17 protein-coding genes are annotated in these 17,641 nt (G+C 67.6%); 6 read left to right on the top strand and 11 right to left on the bottom strand.

All coding sequences use genetic code 11. The features are described from left to right. Window positions 1-41 precede the first annotated feature (41 nt). Window positions 42-1,199, bottom strand: coding sequence for a bifunctional 2-methylcitrate synthase/citrate synthase (prpC, locus tag CTP10_RS08515; protein ID WP_116320709.1), 1,158 nt, complete (start codon window positions 1,197-1,199; stop codon window positions 42-44). Window positions 1,200-1,300: 101 nt separating this feature from the next. Beyond that, entirely contained in the window at window positions 1,301-2,209 is a 909-nt protein-coding gene (prpB, locus tag CTP10_RS08510) for a methylisocitrate lyase (RefSeq protein WP_116320710.1), read from the bottom strand. A 292-nt stretch (window positions 2,210-2,501) separates the two neighbouring features. Here prpB and prpR point away from each other — a divergent pair, with 292 nt between their 5' ends. Further along, the gene (gene prpR / locus CTP10_RS08505) at window positions 2,502-4,487 is read left to right on the top strand and encodes a propionate catabolism operon regulatory protein PrpR (RefSeq protein ID WP_116320711.1); all 1,986 of its coding nucleotides are present in this window, start codon (window positions 2,502-2,504) and stop codon (window positions 4,485-4,487) included. Between the two features lie 13 nt (window positions 4,488-4,500). Here prpR and CTP10_RS08500 read toward each other — a convergent pair whose 3' ends face one another. After that, window positions 4,501-5,502 (bottom strand): cysteine synthase A, encoded by a 1,002-nt coding sequence (locus CTP10_RS08500; protein ID WP_116320712.1) that lies wholly within the window; start codon window positions 5,500-5,502, stop codon window positions 4,501-4,503. Between the two features lie 188 nt (window positions 5,503-5,690). Next, the gene (locus CTP10_RS08495) at window positions 5,691-5,984 is read right to left on the bottom strand and encodes a putative quinol monooxygenase (protein WP_029045932.1); all 294 of its coding nucleotides are present in this window, start codon (window positions 5,982-5,984) and stop codon (window positions 5,691-5,693) included. A gap of 225 nt (window positions 5,985-6,209) precedes the next feature. Between CTP10_RS08495 and CTP10_RS08490 the strand changes: the two genes are divergently transcribed. Further along, window positions 6,210-7,433: an HD-GYP domain-containing protein gene (locus tag CTP10_RS08490; protein ID WP_116320713.1), complete on the top strand. Its 1,224-nt coding sequence runs from the start codon at window positions 6,210-6,212 to the stop codon at window positions 7,431-7,433. On the opposite strand, the gene CTP10_RS08485 is transcribed toward CTP10_RS08490, so the two are convergent. Continuing rightward, window positions 7,428-8,345, bottom strand: a complete 918-nt coding sequence (locus CTP10_RS08485; protein WP_116320714.1) for a LysR family transcriptional regulator — start codon at window positions 8,343-8,345, stop codon at window positions 7,428-7,430. The genes CTP10_RS08490 and CTP10_RS08485 overlap by 6 nt on opposite strands. A gap of 115 nt (window positions 8,346-8,460) precedes the next feature. On the opposite strand from CTP10_RS08485, the gene CTP10_RS08480 reads away from it, so the two are divergent. After that, window positions 8,461-8,778, top strand: a complete 318-nt coding sequence (locus tag CTP10_RS08480; RefSeq protein WP_029045934.1) for a DMT family transporter — start codon at window positions 8,461-8,463, stop codon at window positions 8,776-8,778. Window positions 8,779-8,885: 107 nt separating this feature from the next. Beyond that, the gene (locus CTP10_RS08475) at window positions 8,886-10,211 is read left to right on the top strand and encodes a mechanosensitive ion channel family protein (RefSeq protein ID WP_116320715.1); all 1,326 of its coding nucleotides are present in this window, start codon (window positions 8,886-8,888) and stop codon (window positions 10,209-10,211) included. Between the two features lie 21 nt (window positions 10,212-10,232). Here CTP10_RS08475 and purT read toward each other — a convergent pair whose 3' ends face one another. Beyond that, a complete protein-coding gene (gene purT / locus CTP10_RS08470) occupies window positions 10,233-11,438 on the bottom strand; it encodes a formate-dependent phosphoribosylglycinamide formyltransferase (RefSeq protein ID WP_116320716.1) in 1,206 nt (401 codons plus the stop codon). Window positions 11,439-11,510: 72 nt separating this feature from the next. Then, window positions 11,511-11,990 carry a hypothetical protein gene (locus CTP10_RS08465; RefSeq protein WP_116320753.1) on the bottom strand — a complete coding sequence of 160 codons (480 nt, stop codon included), beginning with the start codon at window positions 11,988-11,990 and terminating at the stop codon, window positions 11,511-11,513. Window positions 11,991-12,148: 158 nt separating this feature from the next. On the opposite strand from CTP10_RS08465, the gene CTP10_RS08460 reads away from it, so the two are divergent. Then, the gene (locus CTP10_RS08460; RefSeq protein WP_116320717.1) at window positions 12,149-13,129 is read left to right on the top strand and encodes an SDR family oxidoreductase; all 981 of its coding nucleotides are present in this window, start codon (window positions 12,149-12,151) and stop codon (window positions 13,127-13,129) included. 142 nt (window positions 13,130-13,271) lie between these two features. Here CTP10_RS08460 and CTP10_RS08455 read toward each other — a convergent pair whose 3' ends face one another. Further along, window positions 13,272-13,502 carry a hypothetical protein gene (locus CTP10_RS08455; protein WP_147316219.1) on the bottom strand — a complete coding sequence of 77 codons (231 nt, stop codon included), beginning with the start codon at window positions 13,500-13,502 and terminating at the stop codon, window positions 13,272-13,274. A gap of 29 nt (window positions 13,503-13,531) precedes the next feature. On the opposite strand from CTP10_RS08455, the gene CTP10_RS08450 reads away from it, so the two are divergent. Then, window positions 13,532-14,704, top strand: coding sequence for a BamA/TamA family outer membrane protein (locus CTP10_RS08450; protein ID WP_116320718.1), 1,173 nt, complete (start codon window positions 13,532-13,534; stop codon window positions 14,702-14,704). A gap of 10 nt (window positions 14,705-14,714) precedes the next feature. On the opposite strand, the gene CTP10_RS08445 is transcribed toward CTP10_RS08450, so the two are convergent. From CTP10_RS08445 to CTP10_RS08435, 3 genes are all read right to left on the bottom strand, one after another. Beyond that, the gene (locus tag CTP10_RS08445; protein WP_116320719.1) at window positions 14,715-15,047 is read right to left on the bottom strand and encodes a YnfA family protein; all 333 of its coding nucleotides are present in this window, start codon (window positions 15,045-15,047) and stop codon (window positions 14,715-14,717) included. 70 nt (window positions 15,048-15,117) lie between these two features. Beyond that, window positions 15,118-16,362, bottom strand: coding sequence for an MFS transporter (locus CTP10_RS08440; protein WP_116320720.1), 1,245 nt, complete (start codon window positions 16,360-16,362; stop codon window positions 15,118-15,120). A gap of 175 nt (window positions 16,363-16,537) precedes the next feature. Beyond that, the gene (locus CTP10_RS08435; RefSeq protein WP_116320721.1) at window positions 16,538-17,554 is read right to left on the bottom strand and encodes a Bug family tripartite tricarboxylate transporter substrate binding protein; all 1,017 of its coding nucleotides are present in this window, start codon (window positions 17,552-17,554) and stop codon (window positions 16,538-16,540) included. Window positions 17,555-17,641: the final 87 nt, after the last annotated feature.

Here is a 17,641-nt window from a genome sequence, read left to right as displayed (position 1 = left end):
CTCGGATCAATGCAACCCGACGGGCAATCCGGCAGCCGGTCTTACTTGCGATCCTTGATCGGCACGAACGTCAGGTTCTCCGGACCGGTGTAGTTGGCGCTCGGGCGGATGATCTTGTTGTCGATGCGTTGCTCGATGATGTGCGCGGCCCAGCCGGAGGTACGCGCGATCACGAACAGCGGCGTGAACATCGCGGTCGGCACGCCCATCATGTGGTAGCTCACCGCGCTGAACCAGTCCAGGTTCGGGAACATCTTCTTGATGTCCCACATCACGGTTTCCAGGCGCTCGGCGATGTCGAACATCTTCATCGAGCCGGCATCCTTCGACAGCTTCTTCGCCACTTCCTTGATCACCTGGTTGCGCGGGTCGCTGATGGTGTACACCGGGTGGCCAAAGCCGATCACGACTTCCTTGTTCTCGACGCGGCGGGTGATGTCGGCCTGCGCCTCGTCGGCGTTGTCATAGCGCTTCTGGATCTCGAAGGCCACTTCATTGGCGCCGCCATGCTTCGGGCCGCGCAGCGCGCCGATCGCGCCGGCGATCGACGAGTACATGTCCGAGCCCGTGCCGGCGATCACGCGGGCGGTGAAGGTCGACGCGTTGAACTCGTGCTCGGCGTACAGGTTGAGCGACGTGTTCATGGCGCTTTCCCACAGCGCCGACGGCTTCTTGCCATGCAGCAGGTGCAGGAAGTGGCCGCCGATGGAGTCATCGTCGGTTTCCACCTCGATACGCTTGCCATTGTGGCTGTAGTGGTACCAGTACAGCAGCATCGAGCCCAGGCTGGCCATCAGGCGGTCGGCGATATCGCGCGCGCCCGGGGTGTTGTGGTCTTCCTTCTCCGGCAGCACGGTGCCCAGCACCGACACGCCGGTGCGCATCACGTCCATCGGGTGGGCGCTGGCCGGAACCCATTCGAGCGCGGCCTTGACGTTGGCGGGCAGGCCGCGCAGCGACTTCAGCTTGGCCTTGTAGGCGGCCAGTTCGGATTTGGTCGGCAGCTTGCCGTGCACCAGCAGGTGGGCGATTTCCTCGAACTCGCAGGCTTCGGCGATATCGAGAATGTCATAGCCGCGGTAGTGCAGGTCGTTGCCGGTACGGCCGACGGTGCACAGGGCGGTATTGCCGGCGGCAACGCCGGACAGCGCGACGGATTTCTTGGGCTTGGGAGTGACGAGCGGTTGCGCTTCGGACATCTGGGTCTCCTTGGTGTGATGCCTGGTGTTGCCTGTCTTTGTCAGGCGAACGGCCGGGAGGGGATATGCCCCGGCCCGGCCGCGCCTGCCTCTATGGTGTCTTACTTGCCCTTGCCTTGTGCGAACAGGGCATCGAGCTTCTGCTCGAAGTCATGGTAGCCGATGCTCTCGTAGAGCTCCGAGCGGGTCTGCATGGTATCGACCACGTTCTTCTGCGTGCCGTCGCGGCGGATGGCCGAGTAGACATTCTCGGCGGCCTTGTTCATGGCGCGGAAGGCCGACAGCGGGTACAGCACCATCGACACGCCGGCACCGCCCAGTTCTTCGGTGGTGAACAGCGGCGTGGCGCCGAACTCGGTGATGTTGGCCAGCACCGGCACCTTCACCGCGTCAACGAACTTGCGATACATGGCGAGGTCGGTCATGGCTTCCGGGAAGATGGCGTCGGCGCCGGCTTCCGCGCACGCCACGGCGCGCTCGATGGCGCTGTCCAGGCCTTCCACGGCCAGCGCGTCGGTGCGGGCCATGATGACGAAGTTCTCGTCGGTACGGGCGTCGACGGCGGCCTTGATGCGGTCGACCATTTCACCCTGGGTGACGATTTCCTTGTTGGGACGGTGGCCGCAGCGCTTGGCGCCGACCTGGTCCTCGATATGCATGGCCGCGGCGCCGAACTTGATCAGCGACTTGGTGGTGCGGGCCACGTTGAAGGCCGAAGCGCCGAAGCCGGTGTCGACGTCCACCAGCAGCGGCGTGTCGCACACGTCGGTGATGCGGCGGACGTCGGTCAGGACGTCGTCCAGGCTGGAGATGCCCAGATCGGGCAGGCCCAGCGAGCCGGCCGCGACACCGCCGCCGGACAGGTAGATGGCCCGGTAGCCGGCACGCTTGGCCAGCAGGGCGTGGTTGGCGTTGATGGTGCCGACCACCTGAAGCGGATGCTCATCGGCAAGCGCCTGGCGGAAACGGGCGCCAGCGGAGCGCGCGAGGTCGGAATCAGAGTAGGTCATGGCGTTTGCGGCGTTTGCGTTGAGGTGAACAAGACGGAGCCATAAGCGCAAGGCCCGTGCCAGCCCTTGCGCGAGCGTCGGCGAAATCCCGGAAAACCTTGTCAGGACTGGGCTGGCGGGCAGCAGGGGTAATTCACGCCAAGGCCGGATGTCATCATTTCAGCACATTTGCATTTCACATTCGCAAAGCGTGAATTCAAAGTTGAAATCGGGCCTGGCATGACGGACAATGTGCCAGCACTGTACGCCTGTTCCGACAGGGTTTCACCCGCTCCCCACGCCGCACCGCACCATGAGTCCTCCCCCCTCCACGCCTGCCCGTCCGCGCATCTGGGCCATCGGTATCAGCCGCCTTGCGCGTGCCTTTGCCGACCTGATTCCGTCCTATGCCGCGCGCGCGGAATTCCGCATCGTCGGCAAGGGCTTCGAGGCCGCGGCCAGCGCGGTATCGCGTGAAGTGCGCGAAGGCCGGCTCGATGTGGTGGTCGCCGGCGGCTCCAATGGCGCCTACCTGCGGCAGCACGTGGACGTGCCGGTCGTATTGGTCAAGGTGACTGGCTTCGACGTCATGAGCGCACTCGCCACCGCGCGCCGCATCTCGCCCAAGGTGGCGCTGGTCACGCATGCCTCCACTTATGCCGAGGTCGATGAATTCGTGCGCGCGTTCTCGCTGGCGATCCCGGCCTATACCTACCTGACCGAGGACGATGCCGTGGCCCGGGTCAAGGCGCTCAAGCAGGAAGGCATCCAGGTCGTGGTCGGCCCCGGGCTGGTCACGGACCTGGCCGACCGCTACGGGCTGACCGGCGTGTTCCTGTATTCCGGCAATTCGGTGCGCATGGCGCTGGAAGACGCGATCGAGGCCGCACGGCTGCGCCGCATTGAATCCACCCGGCGCGACTATGTCAACACCATCCTGGCGCATTTGAACGAGGGCGTGGCCGCCGTCGACGCGGAAGGGCGGATCCAGTCGTTCAATCCTGCCATGGAGCGATTTCTCGGCACCTCGGTCGCGGCCGCGGTGGGCCGCAAGCTGCAGACGCTGGCGCCCAACCTGTCGCTCGAAGGCGTGATGCAAAGCGGCGACAAGGAACTGGAAGCGATCCACAAGCTCGGCGACAAGATGGTCGTGGTCAACCGCATCCCGATCGCCAGCGAAGCCGGCACCCTCGGCGCCGTGCTCACCATCCAGGACGCCAGCGCGATCCAGCGCGTCGACCGCAACCTGCGCTCGCGCAGCCGGGCCCGGCCCGCGGGCGTGCGCTACAGCCTCGACGACCTGGCCGGCACCTCCGAGGTGATGACCGAATTGCGCACGCTGGCGCGGCGCTACGCCGTGGTCGATTCCACCGTGCTGATCGGCGGCGAGAGCGGCACCGGCAAGGAAGTCCTGGCGCAGGGCATGCACGACGCCAGCCCGCGCCGCGCGTTCCCGTTCGTGGCGGTCAACTGTGCCGCATTTCCGGAAGCGTTGCTGGAGAGCGAGCTGTTCGGCTACGAAGAGGGTGCCTTCACCGGCGCGCGCCGCGGCGGCAAGGCCGGCCTGTTCGAGTCGGCGCACAACGGCACGCTGTTCCTCGATGAAGTGGGTGACATGCCGCCCACGCTGCAGACCCGCCTGCTGCGCGTGCTGCAGGAAAAACAGGTACTGCCGATCGGCGGCCTCGATGCCGTGCCAGTCAACGTGCGCGTGATCGCCGCCACCCACCGCGACCTGACCGCGATGGTGCGCGACGCCAGTTTCCGCCAGGACTTGTACTACCGCCTCAATATCCTGCGCATAGAAATGCCGCCGCTGCGCGAGCGCGCCGAAGACCTGGCCGAACTCGCCGAACTGCTGTATCGCCGCGCGCAGGAACGCCTGGGCACCGAGCGCCCGCAGCGCCTGCCGGCGGTGGCGCGCTCGCGGCTGGCGCGCTATGCGTGGCCGGGCAATATCCGCGAACTGGAAAATGTCACCGAGCGCATCGCGGTGCTGGTGGCCGGCCGCAAGCTGGAACCCGATGCGCTGCTGCGCGAGCTGCAGGCTGCCGTGCCGGAGCTGTTCGGTGGCGACGGTGCCATGGTCATGGCGGAAGCGCCGGCCCAACCCACGGCAGCCGCGGCACGCAACGCGCAGGCCGGCAAGCCCGGCCATTCGCTGGCGCGCGTCAAGCAATCCAGCGAAGTCGAGCATATCCGGCGCGTGCTGGCCGAATGCGGCGGCGACCGGACCGCCGCGTGCCATGTCCTGGGCATCAGCCCGACCACGCTGTGGCGGCGGCTGAAGGCGGCGTAGCCGCTGGTCGTGCCTACACTCCGGGCCCGACGCGCCGGAACGGAATCGGCTGCAAGCCCTTGCCGGCCAGCCACGCCTCGTTGAACAGCCGGCCCATGTACAGGTCGCCGCGATCGCACAGCAGCGTCACGATGGTATGGCCCGGCCCCATCTCGCGCGCCAGCGCGACGGCGGCGCCAACATTGATTCCTGAAGAGCCCCCCAGGAACAGCCCTTCCTCGCGCAGCATCCGGTAGACCATGTCGACGCAGGTCTGGTCGTCGATCCGCACCGCATCGTCGATCGGCGTGTCCTGCAGGTTGGCGGTGACGCGGCTGGAGCCAATGCCCTCGGTGATCGAGCTGCCCTCGGCCTTCACCTCGCGGTGCTTCACGTAGTGGTACAGTCCGCTGCCATGCGGGTCGGCCAGCACGATGCGCACGGCCGCCTTGTGCTCCTTCAGGCAGCGCGCAATCCCCGCCAGCGACCCGCCGGTACCGGTGGAGCAAGTGAAGGCATCGATGCGGCCAGCCGTGGCGTGCCAGATCTCGGGGCCGGTGGTTTCGTAGTGGGCCTGCCGGTTTGCGAGGTTGTCGAACTGGTTCGCCCAGATCGCATTGTCGGTTTCCTCGGCCAGCCTGCCGGCGATCTTCTGGTAGTTGCCCGGATCCGCATAGGGCTTGGCGGGAACCGGCCGCACCTCGGCGCCCAGCATGCGCAGCCGCTCCATCTTCTCCGGCGACTGCGTGTCCGGGATCACCACGATGCAGCGGTAGCCGCGCGCCGCGCACAGGTGCGCCAGCCCGATGCCGGTATTGCCTGCCGTGCCTTCGATCACGGTGCCGCCGGGCTTCAGCAGCCCGCGGCGCTCGGCGTCGCGGATGATGTAGAGCGCGGCGCGGTCCTTGACCGAGCCGCCCGGGTTCAGGAATTCGGCCTTGCCGTAGATATCGCAGCCGGTCTCGGCGCTCAGCCCCGCCAGCCGGATCAGCGGGGTGTGGCCAATGGTGCCGGCAAATCCGTCCCTGACGTCCATGATGCACTCCTGCCGGGCCGCGGCGGCCCTAGATGAGGGTCAATCTGATTGATAGACCGGGGCGGCGGGAATGACAAGCGGGGGAGGCGGCCGGACGGGCGGCGTGGAAGTGGCGTGCCTGACGCCTGACGCCTGGCGCCCTTGGCGCGTAAGGAGGCGGTTGGGACGCAGGAGGCGGCGAGGCGGCGTCAGGCCGCGTTCAGCCAGCGGAAGCTGAAGTCGCCCTCGACGAATTCCTGCCGCGACGCGTGGAAATCGCGCATGTACGGCCGGTTCAGGTGGGATTCCAGCGCGCCTTTCGAGTCCCAGACCATGTAGATCACAAAGACCCGCGCATCCTCGGCGTCCTGCCCGACGTGGTAGTCCAGGCAGCCGGGCTCCTTCAGCCCGCGCGTTTGCAGGGTGGTGAGCTGGGACACCAGCGCCTCGCGGCGATGGGACTTGGCACGGGCGATGCCGACTAGCGTGTACGTTCCGGACATGGTTGAACGGGGGCGACTGGCTGGCGTCTGTGAGCACTGGGCGCGCCATTGTAGCGCCGGCACCGGGGTCGCCTGGAATGCCTGACGGCGCCGTCCGGGCATTTGGCCGCCCCTTGACAAGGCCGGCCGGCCCGGTTCCGGCAGGAAAAACCAGGCCTCAAGTCTGGCGCCAGCATGCCGATAGCCATCTCGACAACGAGAAAACCAACGTCCGGGGGACATCTCATGCTGAGACGGATCGGGTCGGAACAATTGCAGGTCGGGATGTTTGTCGCCAGGCTGGGCGGGCCGTGGATCAACCACCCGTTCTGGCGGGCGAAGTTTCTGGTCAGCCACGAGGACCAGGTCCGGCAGATCCAGTCCGCGGGCGTGCGCGAGGTCTGGATCGATATCCTCAAGGGCCGCAACCTGCCGGCAGCAGCCGTGGCCGAGGCGCAGCCGGCGCCCGTCGAGGAACCCGCGCCGCAGGCGTGGGAGCCTGCGGCCTCGCAGCCAGTCGCTTCGCTCGAAGCCGAGCTCGGCCGCGCGCGCGAGTTGCTGCAGTCCGGCAAGGCCGTGATCGGTTCGATGTTCGCCGACATCCGCATGGGCCGCGCGCTGGAGGTCGAGCGCGCGCTGCCGCTGGTCGATGCCGCCTCGCGCTCGCTGTCGCGCCACGGGCAGGCGCTGCTGGCGCTGGCGCGGCTCAAGGCGCGCGACGACTACAACTACCTGCATGCCTTTGCCGTCTGCGCGCTGATGATCGCCGTCGGGCGCACGCTGAGCCTGCCGGACGATGAGGTGCGCGAACTCGGCCTCGCCGGCCTGGTGCACGACATCGGCAAGCTGACGCTGCCCGAGTCCTTGCAGCACAAGGCCTCCGCACGCACGCCCGACGAAGAAGAACGCTACCGCCGCCATCCGTCGGCGGGCTACCGCATCCTCAACGAGGCGCGGCTGGTTTCCAACATTCCGCTCGATGTCTGCGTCCACCACCACGAGCGCGTGGACGGGCGCGGCTACCCCTTCGGCCTGGTCGGCCGCGAGCTCAGCATCCACGCCAGGATTGCGGCGATCTGCGATGCCTACGATGCCTTGACTTCAGATCGCCCCGGCCACCAGCAATGGTCGCCGGCGCGCGCCATGGAATACATGGCCGTGCGCGTCGACACGCTGTTTGACCGGCGGGTGTTCAAGGCCTTCACCCGCACCGTCGGCATCTACCCGCTGGGCACCGTGCTGCGGCTGCGTTCCAACCGCCTGGCGGTGGTATGCGGGCAGAACGAAACGGACCCGCTGCGGCCGCTGGTGATGGTGTTCTATTCCGTGCCGCAGTCGCGCCCGGTGCCGACGGAGCTGGTCGACCTGCGGCATAGCGAGGAGACGGTGGTGGCATTCGAGAATGCCGCCGACTGGGGTTATACGGACGAGCAATTGATGGCGATGTACACGACCACCAACGCGTCATAGTGCCGGCGCCGGCTTCAACCACGGCGATGCGCCGAGCTGCGCGTAAAGAAAATCGTTGAACGCACGGACCCGCGCGCTATGGCGAAGATCGGGATGGGTCAGGATCCACAGCGGCGTGCCGAGCGCAGGGTCGGGCGGGGCGAGCCGGACCAGCCTGGCGTCGTGCTCGGCCAGCAGGCACAACAGCATGCCGACACCCATGCCATGCCTGACGGCATCGACCATGGCCACCAGGCTGTCGACGCTCACCAGCCGTTGCGCCGGCGGCACGTGCTCGGCCACCCAGCGAGCCTGCGCGAGATGCGCAAGCGCGTCGTCCGGGACCACCCAGTCGTGGTCGGCCCAGACCGGCGCTGTGGTTCCACGGGCCGGGTTCTTGCCGGTCCGCGCCAGGTAATCATGCGATGCGTACGGCGCCGTTTCCAGCATCCCGACCTGTCGCCCCACCAGGTATTCCGGCGGCGCACTGGCCGGCCGTATCGCCACATCCGCCTCGCGCCGGCTCAGGCTCAGGAAACTGTTGTTGACCACAATCTGCAACTGGATCCGCGGATGCATCGCGCGAAATTCGGCGAACAGCGGCATCAGCAGTCCGGTCAGCAGCGTGTCGGTGGTGGTGACCCGCAGCGGTCCGCTCAGCTGGCTGTCCAGGCCAGACAACTGCCGTTGCGCGGTATTGATCTGTTCGCCCACGCCGGCAAGCCGCTGTGACAGCGCTTCGCCCGCTGCCGTAAGGGCGTAGCCTGTCGGATGGCGCTCGAAGAGCAGGGTACCCAGCACCTCTTCCAGCCGGGCGAGCCGGCGCAGCACGGTGGAGTGGTTGACGTGCAGCGTCCGCGCGGCGCCCGCCAGTGAGCCGGACTGGCTGACGGCAAGGAAGTGCTTCAGGTCATCCCAGTCTGCGTCCTGCATGTTTGCATAGCCCCTTTGCAAAAATTGCCAGTTTCCGTGCTGATTCGCACAGCCTACATTGGCCTGGCAAGCCCGGCAATGGTGGTCGGGGCGCAAACCAGAAAAGGAAGAAGCAATGGCGTGGATGCTGCTGGTGCTGGCGGGGCTGATCGAGATCGTGATGGCGCTTGCGCTGAAATACACGGATGGCTGGACGCGGCCGGGGCCGACGGTGCTGGGGATCGGGGCCGCATTGGCCAGCATCTTCCTGCTCAGTGCGGCCTTGCGGCACCTGCCAGTCGGGACGGCGTACGCGGTATGGACCGGGATCGGGGCGATCGGCGTCACCGTGATCGGGATCCTGTTCCTTGGGGAGAGCGCGGCACCGATGCGGCTGGCGCTGATCGCGCTGATTTTTGTCGGGATCGGAGGGCTGAAGCTGCTGCCTGCCTGAGCGAGGGAAGGGCCAACACACACGAGTCAGAGATCGCAGTTTTACGAGAGGGGCGTGCACGTTTTGTACACTATCTGGCCGAATCACTGGCTTGACGTCGCCCCCTTATGAGTTTCGATGCCCTGCTGGAGCTGTTCCAGCAACGTATTCCGGCCCATCCCTGGGCGCAGATCACGCTGTACGTGGTGGTGCTGGTGCTGATCGCCGCGCTCGCGCAATGGCTGTTCGGCCATGTGATGTCGCGCATCGCCCATCGCGTGCTGACGGTCTGGGGCAAGGCGCCCTGGAGCAAGGCGCTGACGCGCCATCGCGCGTACCGGCGCTTCGGCTACGCGGTGGGCTTCGCCGTGATCACCGCCGGCATCGGCGAGGTGCCGCACATGGGCCGCTACGCGCTGCTGGTGGAGCGCCTGGCCCATTCCAGCCTGTGGATCTGCTTCTTCCTGATGCTGGGCGGGGTGCTGGGCGCGTGGCAGGATGTTTATGCCAGCAGCCGGCGCGCGCAGACGCGCTCGATCAAGGGCTATATCCAGGTGGGGCGGCTCGGGCTGGGGCTGGTGTGCGCGGTGCTGGTGCTGTCGATCCTGATCAACCGCTCGCCGCTGTGGATGCTGTCGGGCCTGGGCGCGTTGTCGGCGGTGCTGCTGCTGGTGTTCAAGGACACGCTGCTGTCGCTGGTGGCCAGCACGCAGCTGACCTCGAACGACATGCTGCGCATCGGCGACTGGATCGAGATGCCGCAATGCAATGCCGATGGCTACGTCAAGGACATCGCGCTGCATACGGTCAAGGTGCAGAACTGGGACAACACCGTGACCACGGTGCCGACCTACAAGCTGTTCTCGGAGAGCTACCGCAATTACCGGCAGATGTTCGAGTCAGGCGCGCGCCGGATCAAGCGGACGTTGCGCATCGACGCCAGCAGCGTGCGCTTCCTGGAAGACGACGAGGTGCATGCGCTGATGCGCTACCAGTTGCTGCACAACTACCTGGCGGAGAAGCAGGCCAAGGTCGACGAGGCCAACCGGCTGCTGATCGCCGCGGGCAATGACCCAGTGAACCGGCGGCGGCTGACCAATATCGGCACCTTCCGCGCGTATGGCATTGCCTACCTGAAGGCGCATCCCGAGATCCACCACGACCTGCTGCTCAACGTGCGCATGATGGAGCCCGATTCGCAGGGCATCCCGGTGGAGATCTATTGCTTTACCGCGCTGACCGCGTGGATGGACTACGAGCGCATCCAGGGCGACGTGTTCGACCACCTGCTGGCGATCCTGCCCGAACTGGGCCTGCGGCTGTACCAGGCCCCGTCCGGAGCCGACCTCAGCGGCGTGCGCATGGCGCCGGTGCTGGCCGCTGCGCAGGCCGCCGCGCAGGTTGCCGCACCGCACCCGCCCGGCCACGCCACGGCGGGCAGCCACGTACTCTGAGGCCTTCCGCTCCTTCAGCTATCAGCCCACCGCGCGCGGACGCACGCGGCTGGCGGCTTCCTTGGCGCGGGTGCGGGCGGTGTCGACGTCCTCCGCATAGGCCAGCGCCACGCCCATGCGGCGCTTGGTGAAGCTCTCGGGCTTGCCGAACAGCCGCACCTCGGTCTGCGGCACGCTCAGCGCCTGGTCGACACCGTCGAACACCACGCCCTGCGCGTCCACGCCGCCGTAGATCACCGCGCTGGCGCCGGGGCTGCGCAGCGAGGTGTCGACCGGCAGGCCGAGGATGGCGCGCGCATGCAGCTCGAATTCGTTCTGGTGCTGCGTGGCCATGGTCACCATGCCAGTGTCGTGCGGGCGCGGGCTGACTTCGCTGAACCAGACCTGCTCGCCCTTGACGAACAGTTCCACGCCGAAGAGGCCCATGCCGCCCAGGTCGGCGGTGACGGCCTGCGCGATCTGCTGGGCCTGCTGCAGCGCGGCCGGGTGCATCGGCTGCGGCTGCCAGCTTTCGACATAGTCGCCGCTCACCTGCACGTGGCCGATCGGCGCGCAGAACTGCGTCTCGACCTGGCCGCTGGCGCCCATGGCGCGCACGGTCAGCAGCGTGATCTCGTAGTCGAAGTCGATAAAGCCTTCCACGATGATGCGGCCGTGGCTGACGCGGCCGCCGGCCATGGCGTAGTCCCAGGCGGCCTGCACGCCTTCGGGGCCGTCGATCTTGCTCTGGCCCTTGCCAGAGCTGCTCATCACCGGCTTGACCACGCACGGATAGCCGATGCCGCCGTCGATGGCGGCCTGCAGTTCGTCGAGGGAGTCGCAGAACTTGTACGGGCTGGTGGGCAGGCCGAGCGACTCGGCGGCCAGGCGGCGGATGCCTTCGCGGTCCATGGTCAGGCGCGCGGCGCGGGCGGTGGGAATCACGCGCACGGTGCCGGCGGCTTCCAGGGTTTCCAGCATGGGAGTGGCGATGGCTTCGATCTCGGGCACCACCAGGTGGGGCTTCTCGGCCTCGATCAGTGCCTTGAGCTGTTCCGGGTCGCTCATGGCGATGGTGCGCGCGTGGTGGGCCACCTGCTGGCCCGGCGCGTTGTCATAGCGGTCGACGGCGATGGTCTCAACGCCCAGGCGCTGCAGCGCGATCAGCACTTCCTTGCCCAGCTCGCCGGAGCCGAGCAGCATCACTTTGGTAGCAGAGGGGGAAAGGGGCGTTCCGAGGGTGGTCATGGCAGCAAGGCGGCGGGGCGAAGGGTAAAACCGGGATTGTACGTGCTGCCGCCCGCCGTGGCGCCGCCCGGCCTAGTCTTCGGCGTCGCGCGAGCCGGTGTGGCGCCGCGCCGCCTCGTCCTTGCGGTCGGCCGCCTCGGCCTCCTCCGGTGTGGACGCGACCCCATACATGCCGTGGCGCGGCGTGCCCGCCGGCAGGTTGCCAAGATCGGTGGCCTGGTAGGGATGCGGGCCCGGCGGCGGCTGCGAGGTGTCGCTGGACGGATGCGCGCGCCCAGTCAGCTTTTCGTCCTGGGTCACGCTGTGGCCGCCATAGTGGTAGTCGGTCAGCGATCCTTCATGCGCGGGGGCCGAGGGTACCGGCGCGCCGGAGATATCGGTCACGCGGAGCGGGATCGACGGATAGACCTGCTGGGCGCCGGCGATGGCCATGTCGGGCGAATCGAATTCACCGTCGAGCCGCTCCGGTGCACCGTTGCCTATGCGCATTTCCAGGTGCCAGCGGCCGTTTTCCGGGCCGCACACCAGGATTTCCTGTTCGGTCGAGGTCATGGCGGGCTCCTTGTGCAGGTTCCAGGGGACCGGTGCGGCATACCGCTGCGCCGGCCGCTTGCCTGCCTGACAGGCAAGTTGCATTCCAGCTACCCGGCGCTGGAACGGAACCTGCTGCTCCGGGGGGAATACGCCGTTAACTCCAGAAGAGGTCCGCCATGCCCCCGACCCGACCCCTTACCGTTGTCATCACCGGCGCTTCGAGCGGCATCGGGCTGGCCACCGCGCTGGCCTTCGCGCGCGCCCAGGCGCGCGTGGTGCTGTGCGCGCGCGGCGAGGCGCCGCTGGCACGCGCCGCCGCGGCCTGCCGCGAGCTGGGCGCACGGGCGCTGGCCGTGCCGGGCGATGTCACGCAGCCGGCGGCGATGCACCGGTTGGCCGAGCGCGCGGCGGAGTTCGGCGATGGCGGCATCGATGTCTGGGTCAACAATGCCGGTGTCGGCGCGGTGGGCCTGTTCGACGAGACGCCGGTGGCCGCGCACGAGCAGGTAGTCCGCATCAACCTGCTGGGCTACCTGCACGGCGCGCATGCGGTGCTGCCCTTCTTCAAGGCGGCGCGAAAGGGCGTGCTGGTCAACATCGTGTCGCTGGGGGCGTGGGCACCGTCGCCTTATGGCGTGTCGTATACAGCAAGCAAGTTCGGGCTGCGCGGCTTTTCGGAGGCGTTGCGCGCCGAGCTGGTCGACTATCCGCAGATCCGCATCTGCGACATCTTCCCGGCCACCGCCGACACGCCCGGCATGCGCCACAGTGCCAACTACACCGGGAAGGTACTGCGTCCGCCGCGGCCGCTGGTCGACGCCAGCGCGGTCGCGCGTGCCGTGCTGCGCGCGGCGGCGGCGCCAACCTCGCAAGCGGTGACGGTAGGCGTCGTCGCAAGGCTGGCGCGCGTGGCCAACCTGCTGGCGCCAGGCCTGCTGCAGCAGGCGTACGGACGTATCCTGCATCGGCATTTCAGCGGCGCCCACGAGATACCGGTCTCCGATGGCAACCTGTTCCATGCCTCGCTGGGGCATATGGAGGTCGAGGGTGGCTGGAGTTCGCCGGAACGGATGCGCCAGATCCAGATTGCCGGTGCGGCAGTGGCGGCGGGGCTGGTCGGCCTGGCGCTCTGGCATTGGCGCCGTCACGTGCGCTGAGGGCTAGTAGCGCCGGGGCAGATTTACAACAGCGGGCGATTCTTACCTGCCCGCGCCGCGCGCGGCTGCCGGCCGCAAGAAAAAGGCCCGCGCGAACGCGGGCCGCAAAGGCCTGAGGATCCGCTAGAGGACCGCTCGGTATTTATCCTAATTGGCCGGCATTGCCAGCACATCCCCCGTTCGGGGTGAAGACCGCATTGGTACGTGATCCCGCCTCGATACGCCAGCCGCCAATCTGCTTAATACGCCACCAAAAAATCTTCATGGCGCGGCCATGCGCCATGGATGCTCCGATGCCGCTAAATTCAGCCAGAACGGCCAGGCAGCGGGCCTGTATCCATGGAACACAATGACCGAAGCCATGCAAGTTCACGTCTCGTTCGCCGTCGCTACGCCGCACTGATGGCAGGGCCCAGCACACGCACGGCATGCGCCGGCGTCATCGCCGCGATGGTTCTGCCATGGTGCCCGGCGGCGCTCGCACAGGCCGAGCCGTCGCCTGACGCCGCCGCGCCCAGGAAACTGTCGTTCTTCGATCCGGAAGACGGCAAGCTCGACCTGAGCGATTTCATGCTCCACCACAAGGGCGCTCTGCCGGTGCCGACCATCATCACCGAGCCGGCCGTGGGCTATGGCGCGGGCCTGGGGTTGCTGTTCCTGTCGGAGCCGATGCCCGAAGCCGCGGCCAGCGCGCGCGCCAGCGGCAAGGGGCCGGCGCCGCCCAATATCACCGGCGTCGGTGGCGTCTACACGGAGAACGGCACCTGGGGCGCTGGGCTGGCGCATTTCCACACCTGGGACGGCGATCGCTACCGCTACCTGGGCGCGGTGGCCAAGGTCAATGCCAATCTGGATTACTACGGGCTGCAGAACCAGCCGCGCGCCTACCAGCTGCAGGGCTTTTTCCTGGTGCAGCAGTTGCTGGTCCGGCTTGCCGACACGCGCTGGTACATCGGCCCGCGCTACATGTATTTCGATTCTCAAACCAGCTTCAGATTCGGCAATGCCGCCGAGCTGGGCAGCGCGGAGAGCGACCAGCGCATCGGCAAGGCCGGGCTGGTAATCGACTACGACTCGCGCGACAACATCTTCTACCCGAACCGCGGCATCTACGCCGAGCTGGAAGCGCAGTTCGCGCGCAGCGGCTTTGGCAGTACGCAGTCCTTCAACATGTACAACGCGCGCGCGTTCACCTGGCTGCCGCTGGCGCGCACGCTGATCCTGGGGCTGCGGGGCGATACGCGCTTTTCCAGCGGCGACGTGCCGTTCTACGCCCAGCCCTACATCGACCTGCGCGGCGTGCAGAAAGGGCGCTACCAGGACCGCAACGCGGTCATGGCGGAGGTGGAGCTACGCTGGGACGTCACGCCGCGCTGGGCAGTGCTGGGCTTCACCGGCGCGGGCAAGGCATATGGGCGCTGGCATGACTTCTCCGACGCGGCCAACGTGTACAGCGTGGGAGCCGGCTTCCGCTACATGATCGCGCGCAAGCTGGGCCTGTCGATGGGCATCGACGTGGCCCACAGCAAGGGACAGAACGCGTTCTACATCCAGGTCGGCAGCGCCTGGCACTGAAGGCGCGGCATCATTGCGCCGCAGGCTGCAGTGCGATCACGGCCATGCCGGCCAGTGCGATGGCAGCGCCGGCCACATCCCAGCGCGTCAGCGCCAGGCCATCGACGAAGCGCAGCCACAGCAGCGCCACCGCGATGTACATGCCGCCGTAAGCGGCGTAGGTGCGCCCGGCGGCGGCGGGATGCAGCGTCAGCAGCCAGGCGAACAGGCCCAGCGAGACGGCGGCGGGCAGCAGCAACAGCGCGCTCTTGCCCTGGCGCAGCACCAGCCAGGGAAGGTAGCAGCCGATGATTTCGGCCAGCGCGGTCACGGCAAACAGCAGGGCGATGCGGAAGAGATCCAAGGTTGGCAGCAGCGGAAATGAAAAAGGGGTTCCCGGAAGGAACCCCGGATTCTGACACGGCGCGATGCCGTCAGGACGTCGCCATCAGCGGCGGCCGGCGCTGCGTTGCCACCGCGAACGCGATCTGCGCGAGTCCAGCCGCCAGCCCCATTGCCACGCCGGCCTGCCAGGCGACGGTGTACGACCCCAGCGCGTCATAGACCACGCCGCCGCCAAAGGCACCGGTAAAGCTGCCGATCTGGTGGCTGAAGAAGGCCACGCCGCCCAGCATGGCCTGCCAGCGCAGGCCGAAGGTTTCGGCGATCCAGCCCGAGACCAGCGGCGCCACGCCCAGCCACAGGAAGCCCATCACCGCAGCGAACACCAGCGTGCTGCCCGGCGTGGGCGCCGACGAGAAATACCAGGTCAGCGCCAGCGAGCGCACGGTATAGATGCCGCCGAGCAGCATCAGCTTGTTGAAGCGCCCGCCGGCCCAGCCGAAGAAGATGCTGCCAAGCACATTGAAGCCGCCGATCACGCCCAGCGCCTGCGCGCTGAGCATCGGGTCCATGCCGCAGATATCCAGGTACGACGGCAGGTGCGTGGTCAGGAAGACCAGTTGCATGCCGCAGACGAAATACGCCAGCGCCATGACGATGAACGGCGCGTGCCGCAGCGCCGTGCCCAGCGCCTGCCGCGCATTGTTCTGGTCGGCGCCGGAGAACGTAGGCAGCGGCAGCTTGTCCACGCGCCCGGCCATCCACGCCGCCGGCAGCATCACCAGCGCCAGCAGCACGAACGCGGCCAGCCCGGCGCGCCAGCCATAGGTCTGCGTCACCATCTGCCCGATCGGCGCCGCCAGCAGCGCCCCGAGCGAGCCGGCCCCCGACACCAGCCCAAGCACCGTACTGCGCAGCGCTGCAGGCACTGGCCGTGCCGCCACCGCCATGGCCAGCGCGCTGCCGGTGCAGGCCATGGAAGCGCCGATCGCCACGCCTGCGCCGAGTGTGACGCCGATCATCCCTTGCGCGGTCGCCAGCAGCACCAGCCCGGCCACATACGACAGCGAGCCGGCCAGCATCAGCGGCCGGAAGCCGATCCGCGTTGCCCACGCGCCCGCAAGCGGCTGCAGCAGGCCCCAGACTAGGTTCTGCACGGCGATGGCCACGGTGAAATCGGAAACCGAGATGCCGATGTCACGCGTCAGCGGCGGCATGAAGATGCCCAGGCTCTGGCGCAGGCCCATGGCGAGACTGAGCATCAGCGAGGCACCGAGCAGGATCGGCAGGGCGGGGCGCAGGCTTTCCAGGCGGGAAGGCGCGTTGGGGGTAGGCACGGTGTTCGTCTCGCGGGATGTCGTTGTCGTTATGTGCCCGCGGCGGCGCCTGGCGTGTTAAGCACGCGCTGAATATACCGCAGGGTAGGCCGAGCCTAAGCCGCAGCCGGCACCGTGTCAATTTGGCTTTGGGCCGGGCCGCCTTCCGCTTTGCCGAAGGCGGGCCGGCGCGGCGCTAGTCCAGGCTGACCCTGGACGCTCGGATCGTCTCGCCCCAGCGCTTGATGTCGCCGTTGACCAGCGCGGCGAAGCGGGGCTGCGGTTCGCCGCCGGGGATGCCGCCCATGTCGCGGAATTTCGCCACCACGTCGGGATCGCGCATGGCCCGGGACAGCGCATCCTGCAGGATGGCGGCGACTGCGGGCGGCGTTTTCGCGGGGGCGAACACCCCGAGCCATCCCATCACAACGAAATCCTTCACGCCAGCCTGCTCCATGGTCGGCACGTCCGGCAATGACGGCAGACGCTCGGCACTGGTCACGGCGAGCGCGCGCAGCTTGCCTGCGCGGATATGTGGCAGCGCCTGCGTCAGGTTGTCGAACATGAAGCTGGTTTCACCGGCCAGCACCGAGGTGGTGGCCGGCGTCGAGCCCTTGTACGGCACGTGCAGCACCTCGGTGGCGGTGCGCAGCCGGAACAGCTCGGCGGTCAGGTGCGTGGTCTGGCCGATGCCCGCCGAGGCATACGAATACTTGCCCGGCGATTGCTTGAGCTGGGCCACCAACTCGGCCACGTTGCGCACGGGTGCCTGTGCGTTGACCACCAGCACGTTGGGAAAGGAAATCATGTCGGTCAGCGGCATGAAGTCCTGCGGATGGTAGGCCAGCTGCCTGTAGGCGCTGTAGTTGATGGCATGCGAGCCGGTGTTGCCGACCACCAGCGTGTAGCCGTCAGGCGCGGCGCGCAGCAGGGCCTGCGTGCCGATGATGCCACCGCTGCCGGGCTTGTTGTCGACCACCACGGGCTGGCCGAGAATGGCCGACAGCTTCTGCGCGACCAGGCGGGTGGGGATGTCGGTGGTGCCGCCGGGCGCGCCGGGGACGATGATGGTGATCGGCTTGTCGGGCCATGCGGGCGCGGCGTGTGCGAACGTCGGCAGCGTGGTGATGGCGGTGACGGCCAGCAGGCTGGCGCAACGGGAATACGATCGGGAAGGCGAAGGGCACAGCGATTGCGGCAGCGTGGTGTTCATGGGTCTCCTCCATGTTGTGATGTCTGTGCTGCGGTGCCATGTGCAAACGGCCGGCTTGCGGCCGGCCGTCCAGGCAAAAAAGCGCGA

Origin of the sequence: Cupriavidus sp. P-10 (genome assembly GCF_003402535.2) — a bacterium.
Lineage (GTDB): Bacteria > Pseudomonadota > Gammaproteobacteria > Burkholderiales > Burkholderiaceae > Cupriavidus.
The sequence above is the reverse complement of the archived record's forward strand: the minus strand, read 5'-3'. Positions and strand labels throughout refer to the sequence as shown.

What these genes read in the sequence shown, in the direction of transcription:
- prpC (WP_116320709.1), bottom strand. Translation starts at nt 1,199, where the DNA reads ATGTCCGAAGCGCAACCGCTCGTCACTCCCAAGCCCAAGAAATCCGTC.
- prpB (WP_116320710.1), bottom strand. Translation starts at nt 2,209, where the DNA reads ATGACCTACTCTGATTCCGACCTCGCGCGCTCCGCTGGCGCCCGTTTC.
- prpR (WP_116320711.1), top strand. Translation starts at nt 2,502, where the DNA reads ATGAGTCCTCCCCCCTCCACGCCTGCCCGTCCGCGCATCTGGGCCATC.
- CTP10_RS08500 (WP_116320712.1), bottom strand. Translation starts at nt 5,502, where the DNA reads ATGGACGTCAGGGACGGATTTGCCGGCACCATTGGCCACACCCCGCTG.
- CTP10_RS08495 (WP_029045932.1), bottom strand. Translation starts at nt 5,984, where the DNA reads ATGTCCGGAACGTACACGCTAGTCGGCATCGCCCGTGCCAAGTCCCAT.
- CTP10_RS08490 (WP_116320713.1), top strand. Translation starts at nt 6,210, where the DNA reads ATGCTGAGACGGATCGGGTCGGAACAATTGCAGGTCGGGATGTTTGTC.
- CTP10_RS08485 (WP_116320714.1), bottom strand. Translation starts at nt 8,345, where the DNA reads ATGCAGGACGCAGACTGGGATGACCTGAAGCACTTCCTTGCCGTCAGC.
- CTP10_RS08480 (WP_029045934.1), top strand. Translation starts at nt 8,461, where the DNA reads ATGGCGTGGATGCTGCTGGTGCTGGCGGGGCTGATCGAGATCGTGATG.
- CTP10_RS08475 (WP_116320715.1), top strand. Translation starts at nt 8,886, where the DNA reads ATGAGTTTCGATGCCCTGCTGGAGCTGTTCCAGCAACGTATTCCGGCC.
- purT (WP_116320716.1), bottom strand. Translation starts at nt 11,438, where the DNA reads ATGACCACCCTCGGAACGCCCCTTTCCCCCTCTGCTACCAAAGTGATG.
- CTP10_RS08465 (WP_116320753.1), bottom strand. Translation starts at nt 11,990, where the DNA reads ATGACCTCGACCGAACAGGAAATCCTGGTGTGCGGCCCGGAAAACGGC.
- CTP10_RS08460 (WP_116320717.1), top strand. Translation starts at nt 12,149, where the DNA reads ATGCCCCCGACCCGACCCCTTACCGTTGTCATCACCGGCGCTTCGAGC.
- CTP10_RS08450 (WP_116320718.1), top strand. Translation starts at nt 13,532, where the DNA reads ATGGCAGGGCCCAGCACACGCACGGCATGCGCCGGCGTCATCGCCGCG.
- CTP10_RS08435 (WP_116320721.1), bottom strand. Translation starts at nt 17,554, where the DNA reads ATGAACACCACGCTGCCGCAATCGCTGTGCCCTTCGCCTTCCCGATCG.